Source organism: Micromonospora cynarisoli, assembly GCF_030518815.1.
In the GTDB taxonomy this organism is placed as follows: domain Bacteria; phylum Actinomycetota; class Actinomycetes; order Mycobacteriales; family Micromonosporaceae; genus Micromonospora; species Micromonospora wenchangensis.
This window is the reverse complement of the sequence record NZ_CP130426.1, coordinates 1,879,171-1,896,256: the sequence shown is the minus strand read 5'-3', so window position 1 is coordinate 1,896,256 and position 17,086 is coordinate 1,879,171. Positions and strand designations below refer to the sequence as shown.

The 17,086-nt window shown below is 72.6% G+C and carries 17 protein-coding genes; 11 read left to right on the top strand and 6 right to left on the bottom strand.

Features of this window, described 5'->3' with window-relative positions; genetic code table 11:
* The first annotated feature begins 48 nt into the window (after positions 1–48).
* Complete coding sequence (locus Q2K16_RS07870) at positions 49–903, top strand: arylamine N-acetyltransferase family protein (protein ID WP_302744444.1); 855 nt, start codon at positions 49–51, stop codon at positions 901–903.
* Between the two features lie 25 nt (positions 904–928).
* The gene (locus Q2K16_RS07865) at positions 929–1,501 is read left to right on the top strand and encodes a DNA-3-methyladenine glycosylase I (RefSeq protein WP_302744443.1); all 573 of its coding nucleotides are present in this window, start codon (positions 929–931) and stop codon (positions 1,499–1,501) included.
* 58 nt (positions 1,502–1,559) lie between these two features.
* Here the strand turns inward: Q2K16_RS07865 and Q2K16_RS07860 are convergent, their stop codons facing one another.
* From Q2K16_RS07860 to Q2K16_RS07840, 5 genes are read right to left on the bottom strand one after another with little or no spacing between them, the layout of a single operon-like run.
* Positions 1,560–2,261, bottom strand: coding sequence for an ABC transporter ATP-binding protein (locus Q2K16_RS07860; RefSeq protein ID WP_302744442.1), 702 nt, complete (start codon positions 2,259–2,261; stop codon positions 1,560–1,562).
* Entirely contained in the window at positions 2,242–3,000 is a 759-nt protein-coding gene (locus Q2K16_RS07855; protein WP_302744441.1) for an ABC transporter ATP-binding protein, read from the bottom strand. The genes Q2K16_RS07860 and Q2K16_RS07855 overlap by 20 nt, the downstream gene beginning before the upstream one ends.
* Positions 2,997–3,971: a branched-chain amino acid ABC transporter permease gene (locus Q2K16_RS07850; RefSeq protein ID WP_302744440.1), complete on the bottom strand. Its 975-nt coding sequence runs from the start codon at positions 3,969–3,971 to the stop codon at positions 2,997–2,999. The genes Q2K16_RS07855 and Q2K16_RS07850 overlap by 4 nt, the downstream gene beginning before the upstream one ends.
* Positions 3,968–4,855 (bottom strand): branched-chain amino acid ABC transporter permease, encoded by an 888-nt coding sequence (locus Q2K16_RS07845; RefSeq protein WP_302744439.1) that lies wholly within the window; start codon positions 4,853–4,855, stop codon positions 3,968–3,970. Before Q2K16_RS07845 ends, Q2K16_RS07850 begins: the two co-directional genes overlap by 4 nt.
* A 25-nt stretch (positions 4,856–4,880) precedes the next feature.
* Entirely contained in the window at positions 4,881–6,080 is a 1,200-nt protein-coding gene (locus Q2K16_RS07840) for an ABC transporter substrate-binding protein (protein ID WP_302744437.1), read from the bottom strand.
* A 320-nt stretch (positions 6,081–6,400) separates the two neighbouring features.
* Here Q2K16_RS07840 and Q2K16_RS07835 point away from each other — a divergent pair, with 320 nt between their 5' ends.
* Together Q2K16_RS07835 and Q2K16_RS07830 are read left to right on the top strand one after the other, a co-directional pair.
* Entirely contained in the window at positions 6,401–6,760 is a 360-nt protein-coding gene (locus tag Q2K16_RS07835; protein ID WP_302744434.1) for an MmcQ/YjbR family DNA-binding protein, read from the top strand.
* Between the two features lie 5 nt (positions 6,761–6,765).
* Entirely contained in the window at positions 6,766–7,200 is a 435-nt protein-coding gene (locus Q2K16_RS07830; protein ID WP_302744432.1) for a hypothetical protein, read from the top strand.
* A gap of 60 nt (positions 7,201–7,260) precedes the next feature.
* Here the strand turns inward: Q2K16_RS07830 and Q2K16_RS07825 are convergent, their stop codons facing one another.
* Positions 7,261–8,547, bottom strand: coding sequence for a cation:proton antiporter domain-containing protein (locus Q2K16_RS07825; RefSeq protein ID WP_302744431.1), 1,287 nt, complete (start codon positions 8,545–8,547; stop codon positions 7,261–7,263).
* Positions 8,548–9,150: 603 nt separating this feature from the next.
* On the opposite strand from Q2K16_RS07825, the gene Q2K16_RS07820 reads away from it, so the two are divergent.
* From Q2K16_RS07820 to Q2K16_RS07790, 7 genes are all read left to right on the top strand, one after another.
* A complete protein-coding gene (locus Q2K16_RS07820; RefSeq protein ID WP_302744430.1) occupies positions 9,151–9,777 on the top strand; it encodes an FMN-dependent NADH-azoreductase in 627 nt (208 codons plus the stop codon).
* Between the two features lie 51 nt (positions 9,778–9,828).
* Positions 9,829–10,674, top strand: coding sequence for an SDR family NAD(P)-dependent oxidoreductase (locus tag Q2K16_RS07815; RefSeq protein ID WP_302744429.1), 846 nt, complete (start codon positions 9,829–9,831; stop codon positions 10,672–10,674).
* 44 nt (positions 10,675–10,718) lie between these two features.
* Positions 10,719–11,801, top strand: a complete 1,083-nt coding sequence (locus tag Q2K16_RS07810; RefSeq protein ID WP_302744427.1) for a hypothetical protein — start codon at positions 10,719–10,721, stop codon at positions 11,799–11,801.
* Positions 11,802–13,175, top strand: coding sequence for an aldehyde dehydrogenase family protein (locus Q2K16_RS07805; RefSeq protein ID WP_302744426.1), 1,374 nt, complete (start codon positions 11,802–11,804; stop codon positions 13,173–13,175).
* On the top strand, positions 13,162–14,004 hold the full coding sequence (locus Q2K16_RS07800) for an acyl-CoA synthetase family protein (RefSeq protein ID WP_302744425.1): 843 nt from the start codon (positions 13,162–13,164) through the stop codon (positions 14,002–14,004). The genes Q2K16_RS07805 and Q2K16_RS07800 overlap by 14 nt, the downstream gene beginning before the upstream one ends.
* Before the next feature lie 107 nt (positions 14,005–14,111).
* Positions 14,112–15,650: a MocR-like pyridoxine biosynthesis transcription factor PdxR gene (gene pdxR, locus Q2K16_RS07795; RefSeq protein ID WP_302744424.1), complete on the top strand. Its 1,539-nt coding sequence runs from the start codon at positions 14,112–14,114 to the stop codon at positions 15,648–15,650.
* Positions 15,651–15,832: 182 nt separating this feature from the next.
* The gene (locus tag Q2K16_RS07790; protein ID WP_302744423.1) at positions 15,833–17,047 is read left to right on the top strand and encodes a 3-deoxy-7-phosphoheptulonate synthase; all 1,215 of its coding nucleotides are present in this window, start codon (positions 15,833–15,835) and stop codon (positions 17,045–17,047) included.
* Positions 17,048–17,086: the final 39 nt, after the last annotated feature.

Here is a 17,086-nt window from a genome sequence, read left to right as displayed (position 1 = left end):
CGATGGCACCGCCCCGGCGTTTTTCCCAGAGAAGGTGACCGTCCCGACATGCAGGAGCCGTCTGTGCCCAGGATCGGTGACGAGGTGGTCCGCCGCTACCTCGCCCGCCTGGACGAGCCCGGCCGGCCCAGGGTGAACCTGGCGACGCTGGTCCGGTTGCACGAGCGTCACGTCCGGCGGGTGCCGTACCACAATCTCGACATCCAGGTGGGGCTGCCCACCGACGTCGACCCGGCCGGCAACGCCGCGCGGCTGGCCGACGGCGACGCCGGCTACTGCTTCCACCTCAACGGCGCGTTCGCCGCCCTGCTGGCCGCGCTGGGGTTCGACGTGACCCTGCACCGGGGCCAGGTGAAGAAGGCGCCCGCCCTGCCCGACGGCGTGCACCTCGCCAACCACCTGACCATGACCGTGCTGCTGGACGGCCGGCGCTGGTTCGTCGACGTCGGGCTCGGCGACGGGCTGCTCGGCCCGGTGCCGTTGCGTCCCGGCGTGGTCCGGCACCCGCCGCTGACCTTCGCCTTCGCCGAGGCGGCGTGGGGGTGGCGGTTCACCCACGATCCCCGCGGGTCGTTCACCGTGCTGGACTGGGAGGACCGGCCGGCCCGGCCGCAGGACTTCGTCGCCGCCCACCAGCTGCTCTCGACCGCGCCGACCTCCACCTTCGTCCGCCGGTTCATCGTCACCAACCGGGGTCCGGGTGAGGTGGTGTGGTCGCTCGTCGACCGCCTGCTGACCCGCATCGACGGCGACGGCGTGCACCGGCGGGAGCTGACCACCTTCGACCAGTGGCGTCGGGAGTTGGAGGAGACGTTCCTCGTGCGGATCGACGACCGGCACACCGCCGGGCTGCGGCTGCTGTGGCAGCGGTTGCCGCAGCGCCCCGGCATCCCCATCGGCTGACCACCGCCGCAGGACAGGAGACGACATGCAGATCAGCACCGGCCCCGACGGCGTGCCGCGCTGCGGTTGGTGCACCGGCACCCCCGTCTACGTCGCGTACCACGACGACGAGTGGGGGCGTCCCGTGCACGGTGACGCCCCGCTCTTCGAACACCTGGCCCTGGAGGCGTTCCAGGCGGGGTTGTCGTGGTCGACGATCCTGCACAAGCGGGACGCCTTCCGGTCGGCCTTCGCCGGCTTCGACCCGCAGACGGTCGCCGGCTACGACGACGCCGACGTGGACCGGCTGCTCGCCACCGACGGCATCGTGCGCAACCGGGCCAAGATCGAGGCGACCATCGACAACGCCCGGCTCGTCGTCGCGCTGGCCGGCGGCCTCGACGCCCTGCTGTGGTCGTACGCGCCGGACACCGTCCGGCCCCGCCCCCGCTCCACGTCGGAGGTCCCGGCCCGCACGCCCGAGTCGACGGCGATGGCGCGGGAGCTGAAGCGGCGCGGGTTCCGGTTCATCGGCCCGGTCGGCGCGTACGCCCTGATGCAGTCGACCGGGATGGTCGACGACCACCTGGTGGGCTGCCACCTGGCCGTGGACGGCTGAACCCGCTGCGGCTGGGGCTCCACCGTCGGCGACGGTGGGGCCCCAGCCGGTCGTGTCCTCACGCCGCGACGCCCAGCAACCGCTGCATCGTCGGCAGATCCCCGCGCAGGTCGGGGGTGGGGCACCGGTGGACGATCCGGCCCCGGACCATCACCGCCGCCTCCTCGGTCACCCCGAGGGCGAGGTGCAGGTCGTGCTCCACGAGCAGCAGCGTCAGCCCCTCCCGCACCACCACCCGCAGCGCCTCGGCCACCTGGTCGACGACGATCGGCGCCAACCCCTCGGACGGCTCGTCCATGAGAACCAGCCGCGGGTCGGTGGCCAGGGCCCGGCCGATGACGAGCATCTGCTGCTCCCCACCGGACAGCTGGCCGGCGAGGTGCCGTCGCCGCTGCGCCAGGCGGGGGAACAGCTCGTAGACCCGCTCGGTCGGCCAGGTCCGACCGCCGTGCCGGGTGGCCAGCGCCAGATGCTCGTGCACCGTCAGCGTCGGCCACACCCGCCGCCCCTGTGGCACCAGTGCCACCCCGGCGCGGGCGAGCCGGTCGGCCCGCCAGCCGGTGACGTCCCGCCCGTCCAGCAGCACCCGGCCGCCGGAGGGTCGCAGCAGCCCGGCGAGGGTGGACACGAGGGTGGTCTTGCCGACCCCGTTGCGGCCCAGCAGGGCCAACGCCCGCCCGGCGGACAGGTCGAGATCCAGCCCGTGCAGCACCTGCCCCTGCCCGTAGCCGGCGGACAACTCACGCACCAGCAGGTCCACCGTGCACCTCCTCCATCCGGCCGCCGAGGTACGCCTGCTGCACCTCGGGGCTGCGCCGTACCTGCTCGGGCGTGCCGCTGTGCAGCACGGTGCCGAGGTGCAGGACGCTGACCCGGGTCGCGACGTCGAAGACGACGTCCAGGTCGTGCTCGACGAACACGATCGTCACGGTGGGCGGCACGCCGCGCAGCAGCTCCACCAGCCCACCCCGTTCCTCGCCGGACATGCCGGCCGCCGGCTCGTCCAGCAGCAGCAGCTGCGGCTTCGCCGCGAGCGCCACCGCGATCTCCAACCGCCGGCACTGGCTGTACGACAGCGCCGCCACCGGCACGTCCGCCTGGTCGTCCAGGCCGACCGGGGCGAGCGCGGCGGCCACCTCGGCGCGGCGGTGCCGGTCGGTGTGCCGGGCCAGCACCCGGCCACCGGTCAGCGCCAGGCCCACGTTCTCTGCGACGGTGAGCGACCCCAGCAGGGTCGAGTGCTGGAAGCTGCGCCCGATGCCCGCGCGGGCCCGCCGGTGGACCGGCTCCCGGGTGACGTCGCGGCCCCGGTAGTGGACGGTGCCGTCGGAGGGGCGTTCCTCGCCGGCGATCAGCTTGAGCAGGGTGCTCTTGCCGGCGCCGTTGGGGCCGATGAGCGCGTGCCGCTCCCCGGCGGCCACCGTCAACCGCACCCCCCGCAGCACGCTCAGCGCGCCGTACCGGTGGTGCACGTCGTGGCAGCGGAGTACGTCGATCATGACGCGGCCCTCCTCAGCCGGATGCGGGCGATCCCCGTGGGCAGCAGGTAGACGACGAGGACGAACAGCAGCCCCAGGGCCAGCGGGCCGTGCCCGTCGAGGGTCGCGCCCAGCGAGTCCCGGACGACGATGACCAGGGCCGCGCCGAGGCAGGGCCCCCACCAGGAGCCGGTGCCACCGATCACCACGGCCAGCAGGGCGAGCGCGGAGGTCTCGAAGCCGGCGTCGGCCGGGGTGACCAGCCGCTGCTGGGCGGCGAGGAGCCCGCCGGCCAGTCCGGCGACGGCACCGGCGAAGACGAACGCCCCGAGCTTGACCAGGGTGGTCCGGTACCCCAGCGCCCGCATCCGGTCCTCGCTGTCGCGGATGCCCCGCAGCACCACGCCGGTGGCGGAGGTGGCCGCCAGGCGCAGGGCGAGCAGCCCGACGAGGAAGAAGGCCAGCACGTACCAGTAGGTCGTCGCGGGCTGGTCGAGGACCAGGCCCGACAGCGTCGGCGCCGGTACGCCGTACAGGCCGTTGGAGCCGCCGGTGACCGACTCCCAGCTGTCGGCCGCCTGCTGGGTCAGTTCCCCGACCGCCAGGGTCAGCATCAGGAAGAAGACCCCACCCGCCCGGACGGCGACCGCCCCGGCGACCAGCGCCACCAGGGCCGCGGCGGCCATCCCGACCAGGAGCGCCGGCACGCCCGACGTCACGTGCAGGGCGCTCCAGGCCGCCGCGTACGCGCCGACGCCGAAGAACGCGGCGTGCCCGAGCGACGGCAGCCCGACGACGCCGACCAGCAGGTTGAGGCTCGCCGCGAGCAACCCGAAGACGAGGATGCGGGTCAGCGTCGTCGTCGCGTACGGGGCGAGGTAGAGCGGGGCGGCGGCCAGCAGCAGGGTGCCGGCGGCCACGCCTGTCGCGTTCCGGACGGCGGGACGCAGCCGGGGGCGGGCGGCCGGGTGGGCCGGGGCCAGGGATGTCATCGTCGTCCTCCCGGAGCGAGGGTGAACAGGCCGCGCGGCCGGACGACGAGCACCGCCGCGAGCGTGCCGAAGAGCAGGAAGGAGGCCAGGCCGGGCAGCACCGCCCGGCCGACGGACTCGACCTGGCCGAACAGCAGCGCGGCGATCAGCGGCCCCCGGATGGAGCCGAGCCCGCCGACCACCACGACCACCAGGGCGAGCACCAGGATGGTGGTGTCCAGCCCCGGACGGGCGTGGTAGATGGGTGCGCCGAGCAGCCCGGCGAGGGTGGCCAGCACCGAACCCAGCACGAACACGCCGCCCCGGACCAGGCGCGGGTCCACCCCGACGGCGGCGACCATGTCCCGGTCGCCGACGGTGGCGCGGAACAGCGCGCCGAGCGACGTGCGCTCCACGGTCCAGTACACGCCGGCGGCGAGCAGGGCGGCGACCCCGACCAGGGCGAGCCGGTAGCTGGGATAGCTCCAGCCGGCGACGGTCACGGTGCCGGCCAGGCCGGCCGGTGGTTCGGTGGCGCGGACGTCGTCGCCGAACAGCGCGGACAGGACGTCGGCGGCCACCAGGGCGATGCCGAGGGTGAGCAGCGCCTGTTCGAGGTGGGAGCGGCGGGACAGCGGCGCGGTCAGCAGGGACAGCAGGCCACCGGCGGCGGCCCCGAACACGACGACGGCGACGACCGCCCGGCCCAGCGACGGCCAGGTCTGCTGCTCACCGCCGATCCACCAGGCCAGGTAGGCGCCGGTGAGGAACAGCGCCCCGTGGGCGAGGTTCAGCACGTCCATCATGCCGAAGATCAGGGACAGGCCGGCGGCGGTGATGAACAGCAGCAGCCCGATGGCCAGCCCGTTCACCATCGCGGTCAGCGCGATCTGCGCGGTGGGCATCGTGATGCTCCGTCCGCTGGCCCGGTCAGGCCCGCGGGTCGAGCGGACCGAGGTCCTCGACCACGCCGTTGACCGGTGCGCCGGCCCGGGTCTGCACCCGGCGCAGGTAGAAGTTCTGCCGGGGCGACTGCTCCACGAACGACCACGGGCCGCGCGGGCTGTCGGTGATGACGCCGGCGGAGCCGAGCGCCCCGGCGAGGCTGTCGCCGTTGACGGCCCCGGCCTGCGCGATGGCGCGGGAGAGCACCTCGGCGGCGTCCCACGCCTGCACCGCGTAGACGGTGGGGGCGGCGTCGTAGGCGGTGCGGAACGCCTGCCCGAACGCGGTGTTGGCGGGGTTGTCCAGTTCGGAGGTGTAGTGCAGCGTCGACAGCACCCCGTCGGCCGCCGCGCCCTGCGCGGTGAGCACCCCGCCCTCGACGAGGAACCCGGAGGCGTACAGCGGGATGGTGCGGGAGAGCCCGAACTGGGCGTACTGCTTGACGAAGGCCACCGACTCGGCCCCGCCGAAGAAGCAGAAGGTGCCCTGGGCGCCGGAGGACTGGATGCGGCTGAGGAACGGCTGGTAGTCCTGGGTCTTGCCGAACGGCGGCTGACTCTGGCCGACGATGGTGCCCCCACCGGCCCGGTAGGCGTCGCTGAACCCCGTGATCGCCTCGGTGCCGGCGACGTAGTCGGGGGCGATGGCGTAGACCCGGCGTACGCCGCTGGCGGCCAGGTGCCGTCCCATCGCGGCGGCGACCTGGGCGTTGGTGAACGAGGTACGCCAGATGTAGGGGCTGCGGTTGGTGCCGGTGATCGCCCCGGCGCCCGCGTTGGCGATGACCAGCAGCCGGCGGGCGCTGGTGACCAGGTCCCGGACGCCGAGCGCGGTGGCCGAACTGACGATGCCGACCAGCACGTCGACCCGGTCGTTCTGGAGCAGCTTCTGCACCGCCGGCACGCCGGTCTGCGGGCCCTCGCCCTCGTCGGCGACGACGGTGGTGACCCGGCGACCGCCCAGCCGCCCGTCGTGCTGGCGCAGCCAGAGGTCCCAGCCCCGCTGGATGTCCACGCCCAGCGGGGTGTAGACCCCGGCCTGGGGGATGACGAGGCCCACCTTGACGGTGTCGCTGTCGCCGCCGCTGGCGGCGGTGGCGCCGAGGCTGCTGCCGCAGCCGGTGAGGCCGGCGACGCCGAGGCCGGCGGTGATGCCGAGGAATGTCCTGCGGTTGATTCCGGTCATGGCTTGACTCCCGAACGTATCGAGCAGGATGGGTGGCCTGAAGGTATGGCCGGCCGTCGGGGGCGGCCAGTGCCACATCGTCGTCCGGTCCGGAACCACTCCGCCGCCCGCCGGGTCCGTTCCCGGACGGCGGCGATTGGCCCCGTCGGGCGACGTCAAGTGGCCGTTTTCCGCGCCGCCGTGCCGTGGCACGCTGCTGGACGCCGTCCGGCCCGGGTGCCGGCCGGCGCGTCCGCCCGGACGGCACCCGGCGTCGACCGTCTAATGGGCGGTGCGCCCCGCCGCGGGCGTCGTGCCCGCTGACCCGGAGGGAACCGACAATGCTGACACCCGAGCAGGTACGCGAGTTCGCCCTCGCGATGCCGGAGGCGGTGGAACAGGAGACGTGGGGTCACCCCACGTTCCGGGTGCGCGACCGCATCTTCGCCAGCACCTCCGCCGACGGCGTGGTGGCGATCATCCGGGCCTCCAAGGAGGACCAGGCCGAGCTGATGGCGGCCGACCCGGACACCTACGACCCGGCGGACTACTTCGGCAGGTACGGCTGGGTCCGCGCCCAGCTCGCCTCGGCCGACCCGGACGAGATCCGGGAGCTGGTGGTGGAGGGCTGGCGGCGGGCGGCGCCGAAGCGGCTGGTCGCGCGGTACGACGGCGCGTCCGCCCGGATCCCGGGACGGTGACCGGGGTGGCCGCGATCATCCTGGGCTGGAACCCGCAGCGGTGGAACGGGTGGACGCCGAGCTACGAGGCGCTGACGGCGGGGGTCTGTCCGCAGCGCACCCTGGCCGGGTCGTGGACGGTGGGCCGGCGGGTGAACATCCCGGTCGGCGCGGACGCCTGGCTGTTGATGCAGGGCCGCCGGCGGGGGCTGGTCGGGCACGCCGTGGTGACCCGCGCCCCCTATCCCGGCCCGCACGACCGCGACCCGTCGGTGACGACGAACTACGTGGACGTGGCGTGGGACGGGCTGCTGCCGGTGGCGGAGCGGATCGCGCCGGAGGTGTTGAAGACGGAGGCGTCCGGGGTCGCCTGGGACTACGTGTTCAGCTCGGGCACCGGGGTGCCGGCCGCCGCCGAGGCGCAGGTGCACCAGCTCTGGCAGCGGCACGCGCTGGACTGACCCGTGGGGCCGGTCCCGGCGGTACGCCACGGCGTACCGCCGGGACCGGCCCCACGGTGTTCAGCGGCCGACCGGCACGGGCTCGGCGGCGAGCACGGGCGTCTCGTCGCTCGACGCGGCCCGGGTGGCCAGCAGCGGTCCGGCCATCGCGGTGGTCACCAGGGCCATGATGACCATCATGGTGAACATCTGTCCGTCGAGGACGCCGAGGGAGACACCGATGTTGAGCACGATCAGCTCGGTGAGCCCCCGGGTGTTCATGAGGATGCCCAGCCGACGTGCCTGGGGCCAGGGCAGGCCGAAGGCGCGTGCGGGCAGGGTGGCCCCGGCCATCTTGCCGACGCAGGCGACCAGGATGATCGCCGTCAGTTCGAGCACGTTGGTCAGGGTCAGCGCGGCGATGTCGACGCTCAGCCCGGTGACGATGAAGAAGACCGGCAGCAGGACCAGGCCGATGTTCTCGAAGGGCACCCGGACGTGCTTGATCAGCGCCTCCGCGGGCTGGCGGGGCATGACGAACCCGAACGCGAAGGCCCCGAAGATGGCGTGGATGCCGATCCAGGTGGTCGCGTAGGAGGACAGGAAGACGCCGGCGGCGGTGATGGCCGCGAGTTGGTAGGTGTTGGGGCCCACCCGGCGGATCAGGGCGGCCAGACCGGGGCGGACGGCGAAGGCCATCACCGCGATGTACCCGGCGGACATGAGGACCACCTGGGCGAGGTCGGTGGCGTCGCGGGCGGTGGCGACCGCGGCGACCACCGCCAGGATGCACCAGGCCAGCACGTCGTCGATGGCGGCGCTGGCCAGTGCCAGCACGCCGACCTGGGTGTGGGTGAGGCGGCGGTCGCGCAGGATGCGGGCCAGGACGGGGAACGCCGTGATGGCCATGGCGGCACCGAGGAAGAGGGCGAACGCCAGGAACGGCACGGGTTTGCCGGCGATCGTGGCGTGCCGAGGGTAGATGAGGTTGGCCAGGCCGACGCCGAGGGCAAAGGCGAGGGCGATGGAGCACACCGACACCGACAGGGTGAGGCTCTTGCGCCGGGAGACCATGCGCCTGTCGAACTCCCACCCGATCAGGAACATGAACAGCAGGAGGCCGACCTGCGAGATGGCCGACAGGTACGGCCGGGCGGCGGCGGGAAAGAGCAGGGCGGTCAGGTCGCCGGGGAGCAGACCGAGCAGGCTGGGGCCCAGTGCGATGCCGGCGACGATCTCGCCGATCACCACGGGCTGCCCGAGCCGTCTGGCGATTCCGCCGAACAGGTGGGCTACCAGCAGGACGAGGGCGATGTCGGCCATCACGATTGCCACGGTGAGTTCGGCCGGGGTGGCTACGGACTTCATGAGATCTCCGGATCTGAGCGGGAGAGGGCTGGTCCGGGGCCGGCGCCGTTAATGCGGGGCCGCGCGGATCACCGACCGTAGCAGCGGATTCCGTCGCCCGACATGTCCATGTCCGACGGATCAGGGGTGCCATTTACCGGCCAGGTCCTGGTGCGCGGGGGTTGGCGGGAAACGTGACAGGTGGGCGTGCCACCGCCGTTTACGGCCGGCTCTCCGCGCGGTCACAGGGTTAAATGCGGAAAGCCGACTCGTAACTGGCCGGTCAGGTTGCCGACACCGGGTGGTTAACGCGAAATGGTGCATTCCAGCGATCGGTTCCGATGATGGGCGTCTATAAGGTGACCTTTTCGAGGCCATTCGGTCACCTGTCGTGACGGTGTGCTCACTTTGAGACATAAGTGCTGGACAGTGGCTTGTCCAGTGGCACTGTCCGTGGGCAAAAAATGGCTCTGGTTGCCCCGCAACCCGTGGGTTAGCCTTCCTGACGTTCCGTCCCTCCGGCGACACAGAGAGTGCAACCATGACACGTTCGTCAGCCTTCGGCGGTCATTGCGGTCGGGCCGGGGCGGCCCTGTCCGGCAGCCAGCGGGGGCGGGCCGAGAGGTGACCAGACTGCTGCATGTCAAGGCCACTCCGACCGGCCCGCGAAGCCGCTCGGCCGCCGTCGCCGAGGCGTTTGTCGACGCATTCCTCGAGTGCCACCCGCAGGCGGCACTCGACGTGCTGGACCTTTCCGCGACCACCCTGCCCCCGGTGGGGGCGGTCGCGGTGGCGGCCAAGAAAAACGCCATCTCCGGCACCACCGGCTCCGCCGATGAGGCGATGTCGTGGCAACAGACCCAGGAACTCGTGCGGCGCTTCACCGATGCTGACCACTATCTGTTTTCCGTGCCGATGTGGAACTTCGGAATCCCCTACCTGCTCAAGCACTTCATCGATATCGTCACCCAACCGGGGCTGACGTTCCGCCTCGATCCGCGACACGGTTACCGGGGCCTGCTCACCGGCCGCCGGGCCTGTGTCGTCTACACCAGCGGCGTCTACACCCCCGGGTGCCCGCCGGAGTTCGGCGTCGACTTCCAGTCGGCGTACCTCAACTACTGGCTGCGCACCATCGGCGTCGACCCGGTGATCGAGGTCGCGCTGCGGCCCACCGACTTCACCCGTTCCCTGGCCGCGGACCTCGACCGCGCCCGCGAGGACGCGCGCAAGGCCGCCCACACCATCTGACCACACCGCCGGCCGACGACCCGTCGGCCCGTGCCACAGGAGGGAAGAAGCATGTCCGTCTGGTTCGTCACCGGCGCCTCGCGGGGCTTCGGCCTGGAGATCGTCAGGCAGTTGCTGGAGCGTGGCGAGCAGGTCGTCGCCACGGCGCGCAACACCAGCAGCCTGGCCGAGCTGTCCTACCCCGACCAGCTGCTCGTGGTCCCGCTCGACGTCACCGACCAGTCCCAGGCCGACCGGGCGGTGCTCGCCGCGGTGGAGAGCTTCGGCGGCATCGACGTGCTGGTCAACAACGCCGGCCGGGGCCTGCTCGGGGCCGTCGAGGAGGCCACCGACGCCGAGACCCGGGCGGTGTTCGACACCAACGTGTTCGGCCTGTTGAACGTCACCCGCAGCGTGCTGCCCGTGCTGCGGCGGCAGCGCCGGGGCCGGATCATCAACATCAGCTCGGTCCTCGGCTTCAGCGCCAAGATGGGCTGGGGCGTCTACGCGGCGACGAAGTTCGCGGTGGAGGGGCTCAGCGAGGCGCTGCGGGTGGAACTGGAGCCGGTCGGCGTCCAGGTGTGCCTGGTGGAGCCCGGCCTGTTCCGGACCGACTTCCTCGACCCGTCGTCGCTGCGCTTCGCCGGCCGCGAGTTCCCGGAGTACGCCGAGACCTCCGGGCGGGTCCGCGCCTGGTCGGTCGGGCACAACCACGCGCAGGCCGGCGACCCCGCGCGGGCGGCGGCGGCCATCATCGACCTCGGCCGCAACCCGCAGCCGCCGTTCCGGCTCCCGCTCGGCGTGGACTCCGTGCAGCGCGTCGGCGAGAAGCTGGCCGAGGTGTCGCAGGAGCTTGCGGCCACCCGCGAGATCGGGCTGTCGATGTCCTACCCGGAGCCCGCGGTCGCCGCCCACTGAGGCGGTCCGGGACCAGTCCACCAGACGATCGGCGAGGAGCGAGCATGAACACGATGACCACGGCGGCGGTGGCGTCGAGCCGCGTCGAGACCTTCGACGAGCGGCTCCGGCGGCTGCTGCGATGGCACTTCGACCCTCAGACCGGCTCGCCGTTCTGGCTGCGCCAGCGCGGGCTGCTCGACTTCGATCCGCTACGCGACATCGACGGGGCCGCCGACCTGGTGCGGTTCCCGGATCTCACCGACCAGTTGCGGCACGTCCCGGTCGGTGACCTGATCCCGCGCGGCCTGACCGGCACCGGCTTCCGGGTGTACGAGTCGGGCGGGACCAGCGGCGCGCCCAAGCGCATCGTCGACCGGGACTACCGGCGTCGGCTGCTGTCCTGGGCGATGCAGCGGCTGCGGGCGCACCACATCGCCGACCCGGCGCACTGGCTGCACCTCGGCCCGAGCGGGCCGCACGTCTTCGCCTACGACTGCGCCCGCTACGCCGCCCTGGGCAACGGCCTGTTCCACACCGTCGACTTCGACCCGCGCTGGGTCAAGAAGCTGGTGGCGGCGGGGGAGGCCGACACGGTCAAGCGGTACGTGCGGCACCTGCTGGACCAGGCGGCCGAGGTGCTGCGGTCGCAACCGGTCAAGGTGCTCAGCACGACGCCCCCGCTGATCGAGGCGATCTGCGCCGACCCGGAGCTGCACGCGGCCGTCGAGCGGACGGTCGAGACGATCATCTGGGCCGGCACCTCGTTCAGTCCGGAGAGCCTGCGTCAGGTGGAGGAGGTGTTCTTCCCGGACACCACGATCGTGGGCATCTACGGCAACACCCTGATGGGGGTGGCCCCGCAGCGGCCCCGGCACCCCGACGACCGGCACCTGTGCGTGTTCGAGCCGTACGCCGAGGCGGTCTGGATCGACGTGGTCGACGACGACGGCGCGGTGGTCGACTACGGTCAGCGTGGCCGGGTCCGGCTGAGTCTGGTCAGCGACGAGATGTTCCTGCCCAACGTCATCGAGCGGGACACCGCCGTCCGGGTGGAGCCCGTCGGCGACGCCACCGTCGACGGCCTGGCCGAGGTCGGCACCGTGGCCGAGGTGGGCGACGTCCGGGTGATCGAGGGGGTGTACTGAGTGGCCGGCATCGTGGTGGAGCCGATCGTCTGCGGCCGGCCGGCGCGCAGCCTCGACCGGGCCCCGCTCGCCGACGTCCGGGGCGAGCTGCTGGGCGAGGTGGGAACGGCGCCCCGGCTGATGGCCGTCGGGGCGGTGACCCGGGCCCGGCGCTCGGCCGACGGCACGCCGGTCGGGCACGACCTGCTGCTGCGGGCCGCCGACCTGTTCGCCACCGCCGACCTCGACGGGGAGACCCCGCAGGAGTACGAGCGGCGGGTCGCGCTCGCCGCCGGCCTGCCCCGGGTGACCGTCCGCAACGCCGTGGCCGACATCGTGCGCAGCCTCACCCACCTGCCCGCCACCACCCGGGCCGAGCTGCCCGGCACCCGGCTCGGCGACGGCTACGACACGGCCTGGGTGCCTGCCGGTCGGCTCTTCACCGCCGTGATGGCCAGCAACCACCCGGCCCCCAACGACTCGTGGCTGCACGCGTTGGCGCTGGGCTACAGCGTGCTGGTGCGCCCCGGCACCCGGGAGCCCTTCACCGCCCGCCGGTTGACCCTCGCCCTGCTCGCCGCCGGCCTGGCGGAGCACCGGATCTCCTTCCTGCCGTGCGAGCGCGCGGTGGGGGAGTACCTCCTGGAGGCCGCCGACCGGGGCATCGTGTACGGCGGCAGCGACGCCGTACGGCGGTGGGCCGACAGCGCGACGGTCACCACCCGGGGGCCCGGACGCAGCCGGGTCCTGCTCGACAGGCCGCTGACCGACGAGGTCCTCGACCATCTCACCGTGAGCGCGGCACACGACGGCGGAACCCGGTGCAACAACATCTCCCTGGTGCTGACCACCGGTGACCCCCGGCAGGTCGCCGCCGCGCTCGCCGCCCGCTTCGACGCGCTGGCCAGCCCTGAGGTGTCGGCGTCCGACGCCACCCTGCCCGTCGTCGACGCCGCCCGCGCCGAGGGCCTGCGCCGGCAGCTCGCCGGGCTGACCACGGGCGGGGCGGTGGTGCACACGGCGGCCGGCGCGGATCCGCTGGTGCGGCTGCCGGACGGGTCGCACCGGCCGCTGCCCACCGTGCTGTCCACGGACGACCTGCGGCACCCGGCGGTGGGCGTGGAGCTGCCGTTCCCGTTCGTCGTGGTGGCGCCCTGGCGGCGTACGGACGGCACCGCCGCCCTCGGTGACGCGCTGGTGCTCAACCTGCTGACCGACGACGCCGACCTGCGGGCCGCGGTGGTGGCCGATCCGAGCGTCCGCAAGGTCACGTGCGGGCTGACCCTACCCTGGGACAGCACGCCCGGCATTCCGCACGAGGGCAACCTGTCGCTGTTCCTGTTGACGTCCAAGGGCGTCGTGACGACCGGAGCGAGGGATCATGCGTTGGCTTGAGGAGTTGCTCTCCGACGGGTGGTGGGCCACCGGCCAGGCGGTGCGGTTCCAGCTGCCCAACCAGAGCGAGGCGTCGATCACCTACGGCGACCTGCTGCGTCAGGCGGCGACGCTGGCCGGCCGGATCGGCGAGCCGGGTGACGGCGCGCAGACCCGGCTGGCCATCCTGACCATGGGCAGCGCGGAGGGGCTGGTCGCGCTGATCGCCGGGCTGATCGTCGGCGCGGTGGTGATCTCGACGCCGATCCAGACGCCGAGCCCCTGGTCGGCCGACCTGCTGGGCGATCCGGACGTGGTGCTGACCGACGCGACGGGCGCGGCGGTGTTGCAGTGTCACGAACGGCTGACCGGGGAGCGTCCGCGTTACCGGGTGCTCGGCGTCGACCTGACCGAACCGGCCAAGGCCAGCGTCCGGCCGGACATCTGCGCCGACCAGGACGACGTCTGCAAGATCGCCTATCTGGACCCGGGCCGCTCGCCGCTGGTGGTGGGGCTGACCGGGTTCGCGCTGGACTCCGCCGTCCGGCAGCCGGAACGCCGGCCGGTGGTCGCGGCGGGTGGCCTCGGCAGCCTCACCGGTCAACTGGCCAGCTACCGGACGCTGGCCGCGGGCGGCGTCGTCGACCTCACCACCTCCCGTCCGGCGGGACGGTCCATTCTGGACGCCGCGATGCCGGTGACGCTGCCGCGTCGGCCGGAGGACCGGGCGGTCGACTCCAGCACCACCTTTCCGTACATCGTGGACAACGCGGCCCAGTTGGACAAACTTGTGTCAGGAATCGTCCTACCGGCCGGGTCCGTCGCGCTTCCGTCAGTAGCTAAGTTGTAGGCATGGTCACTTCCGTTTCTTGAGCCGCCTCGGTCGGGAGATGGATCGTCAGCGCGGCCGGGTGCACACGCAATCCCGGCCGCACCCGATCGGGCAAGGACAAATGCATGCCACGTGAGTCTCCCGCGCTGCCGGGAAGCGGTTTCCTCATCGACCGTCATTCATCGGCGCCGCTCTACCAACAGTTGTACGAACAGTTACGGTGGAGCATCGAGGCGGGTCAACTCACCCCGGGCACCCGACTGCCGGCCACCCGTACCCTGGCCAAGGAGTTGGGGGTTTCCCGCAACACCGTGCTGGTGGCCTACGACCGGCTGCTCGCCGAGGGCTACCTCGACGGTCGGGTGGGCTCCGGCACCCGGGTGGCCACCCGGCAGAGCGTGCGGGAGATGGAGTCCCAACTGCCCCGCCCGGCCACCAAGGCCCCCCTGCGGATCACCCGGGCCGCCCGCCGGATGGCCGAGGCGTCGGCCTACTTCACCCCGGCCCACGACCAACTGCGCTACCCGGACCGGCCGTTCACCCTCGGCATGCCCGCCCTGGACCTCTTCCCGTCGAAGGTCTGGGGCCAGATCATGTTCAGCAAGTCGCACCAGCTCACCAGCGCCCTCTACACGCACCGCGACCCGGCCGGCTACTGGCCGCTGCGTAAGGGCATCGCGGCCATGCTGGGGCTGATGCGGGGCGTCCGGTGCACCCCGGAACAGGTGATCATCCAGCCGAGCGCCCAGATCGCCGTGCACGTGATGGCCCTGACCCTGCTCGAACCGGGGGAGAAGGTCCTGGTCGAGGACCCGGGCCTGCAGGCCATCCGGGGCGCCCTGCACTCCGCCGGCGCGGACACCTGCCCCGTCCCGGTCGACGCCGAGGGCATGTGCGTCGCCGTGGGCAAGGCCCGCCACCCGGACGCGCGGATGGCGGTGGTGACGCCCAACAACCAGTTCCCCCTGTCGGTGCGGATGTCCGCCGCCCGCCGGGCCGAGGTGCTCGCCTGGGCCCGGGACAACGACGCCTGGATCATCGAGGACGACTACGACGGCGAGTTCTGGGCGGAGAACCCCGGCCCGCCGCTGCACCAGGGCGACGAGTACGGGCGCGTCATCTATGTCGGGACCTTCAGCAAGGTGCTGTTCCCCGGGCTGTGCCTTGCCTATCTGGTGGTCCCCCCGGATCTGGTCGACATCGTGACCGAGGTGCAGCGGGCGACTGTCAACTCGCTCAACATCCTCACCCAGGCGGCGCTCGCGGAGTTCATCGAGGCGAATCACCTCGCCCGGCACGTGCGCCGAATGCGCGACGTCTACCGGGAACGCGGCGACATTCTCGTCGGCGCGCTGCGGGGCCGGCTCGACGGGTTCGTCACGATCGACACCGCACCACGGGGCACCCATCTGGTCGCCAGCCTGCCGGACACCGCCGACGAGCAACGGCTGGCCCGGCTGGGCCGGGAGGCGCGGTTGCGGGTCTATCCGCTGTCGTCGTTCGGCGACGAACTCGAAGGGATCGGCCGGGGCCTGGTCCTCGGTTACGCGGCCACCCCGCCCGAGAAGATCCTCTCCGGCGTGACCCGCCTGACGACGGTTGTCGAGCAGTTTACCGGTCGTTCGCATTCGAACGGCCGGGCGGCATTGAGGAAGAGCGTATAAGTCGTTCCCCCGGGGCCAAAGGTCCATGTGGCCAAATAGTCAGGTGCCAATCCCAGTGGTACTAGCGAGATGGCAAACATGGCCCTGTGCCAATCGTCTCTTGCGCCTATACGGTCCGTACCGGATCGCGGCGCCTTCTTCGGTGACCGGGCCGCCCCGAAGAATACAGGGGGAGAGACTTCATGCCATCACCACGGCTTCTCGTACGGCGCCCCGAGGCGCCTGCCATCGACAGCTGGAGCCCCGCCGGTTGGCGTACGCTGCCCATCGCGCAGCAGCCGACCTGGCCGGACCGGGACGAACTCGACGCTGTCGCCGACTACCTGTCCGGCCTGCCCGCGTTGACCGAGGTCGCGGAGATCAGGCGACTGAGGGAGGACATCGCCCGCGCCGGCGCGGGAGAGGCGTTCGTGCTCCAGGCCGGCGACTGCGCCGAGCCGCTCGGCATGGCCGCCACCACCTCGGCACGGGCCAAGCACCGGGCCATCACGGCCCTCGGCGAGCGCCTGGCCCGTGAGCTGCGCCGCCCGACCATCGGCGTGGGGCGGCTCGCCGGCCAGTTCGCCAAGCCCCGCTCGGAGCCCTTCGAAGCGGTCGACGGCCAACTGCTGCCGGTGTTCCGTGGGCTGATGGTCAACGAGCCGGAGGCCACCGCCGCCGCCCGCCAGGCCGACCCGTACCGGCTGCTGTCCTGCTACTACACCGCCCGGCAGGTGGTGGCGGAACTGGCGGCGGCCGGCGGCGGCGTACGGACCAGCCACGAGGTGCTGATCCTCGAGTACGAGCAGGCGCTGACCCGCCTCGACGAGGCCACCGGCGAGTGGTTCCTGCGCTCGACGCACCTGCCCTGGGTGGGTGAGCGCACCCGCGCGGTGGACGGTGCCCACCTGAACTTCCTGGCGGGGCTGGGCAACCCGGTCGCGGTCAAGGTCGGTCCCAGCGCCACGGTCGACGAGGTGCTGCGGATCTGCGCCCTGCTCGACCCGCACCGCCGGCCCGGCCGGCTCACCCTGATCAGCCGGATGGGCCACCGGCGGATCGCCGACCACCTGCCGGCCCTGGTGCGGGCGGTGGCCGACGCCGGGCACCCGGTCGCCTGGATGTGCGACGCCATGCACGGCAACACCGTCCGCGGTGCCGGTGGGGTCAAGACCCGCCACCTGGACACCATCGTGGGCGAGTTGACCACCTTCGTCGAGGTGCTGCGCAGCCACGGCCGGGAGCCGGCGGGCCTGCACCTGGAGATCGCCGCGGACGACGTCACCGAGTGCGTCGGCGCGGGCGTGGTCGACGAGAGCCAGCTCGGCCGCGCCTACCGGTCGCTGTGCGACCCGCGGCTGAACCACGAGCAGGCCGACGCGGTCGTCGACGCGCTCGTCACCGCGATGCACCGCTGAACACCAGTCCCCACACACCTCGTGACCCGAGCGGAGGAG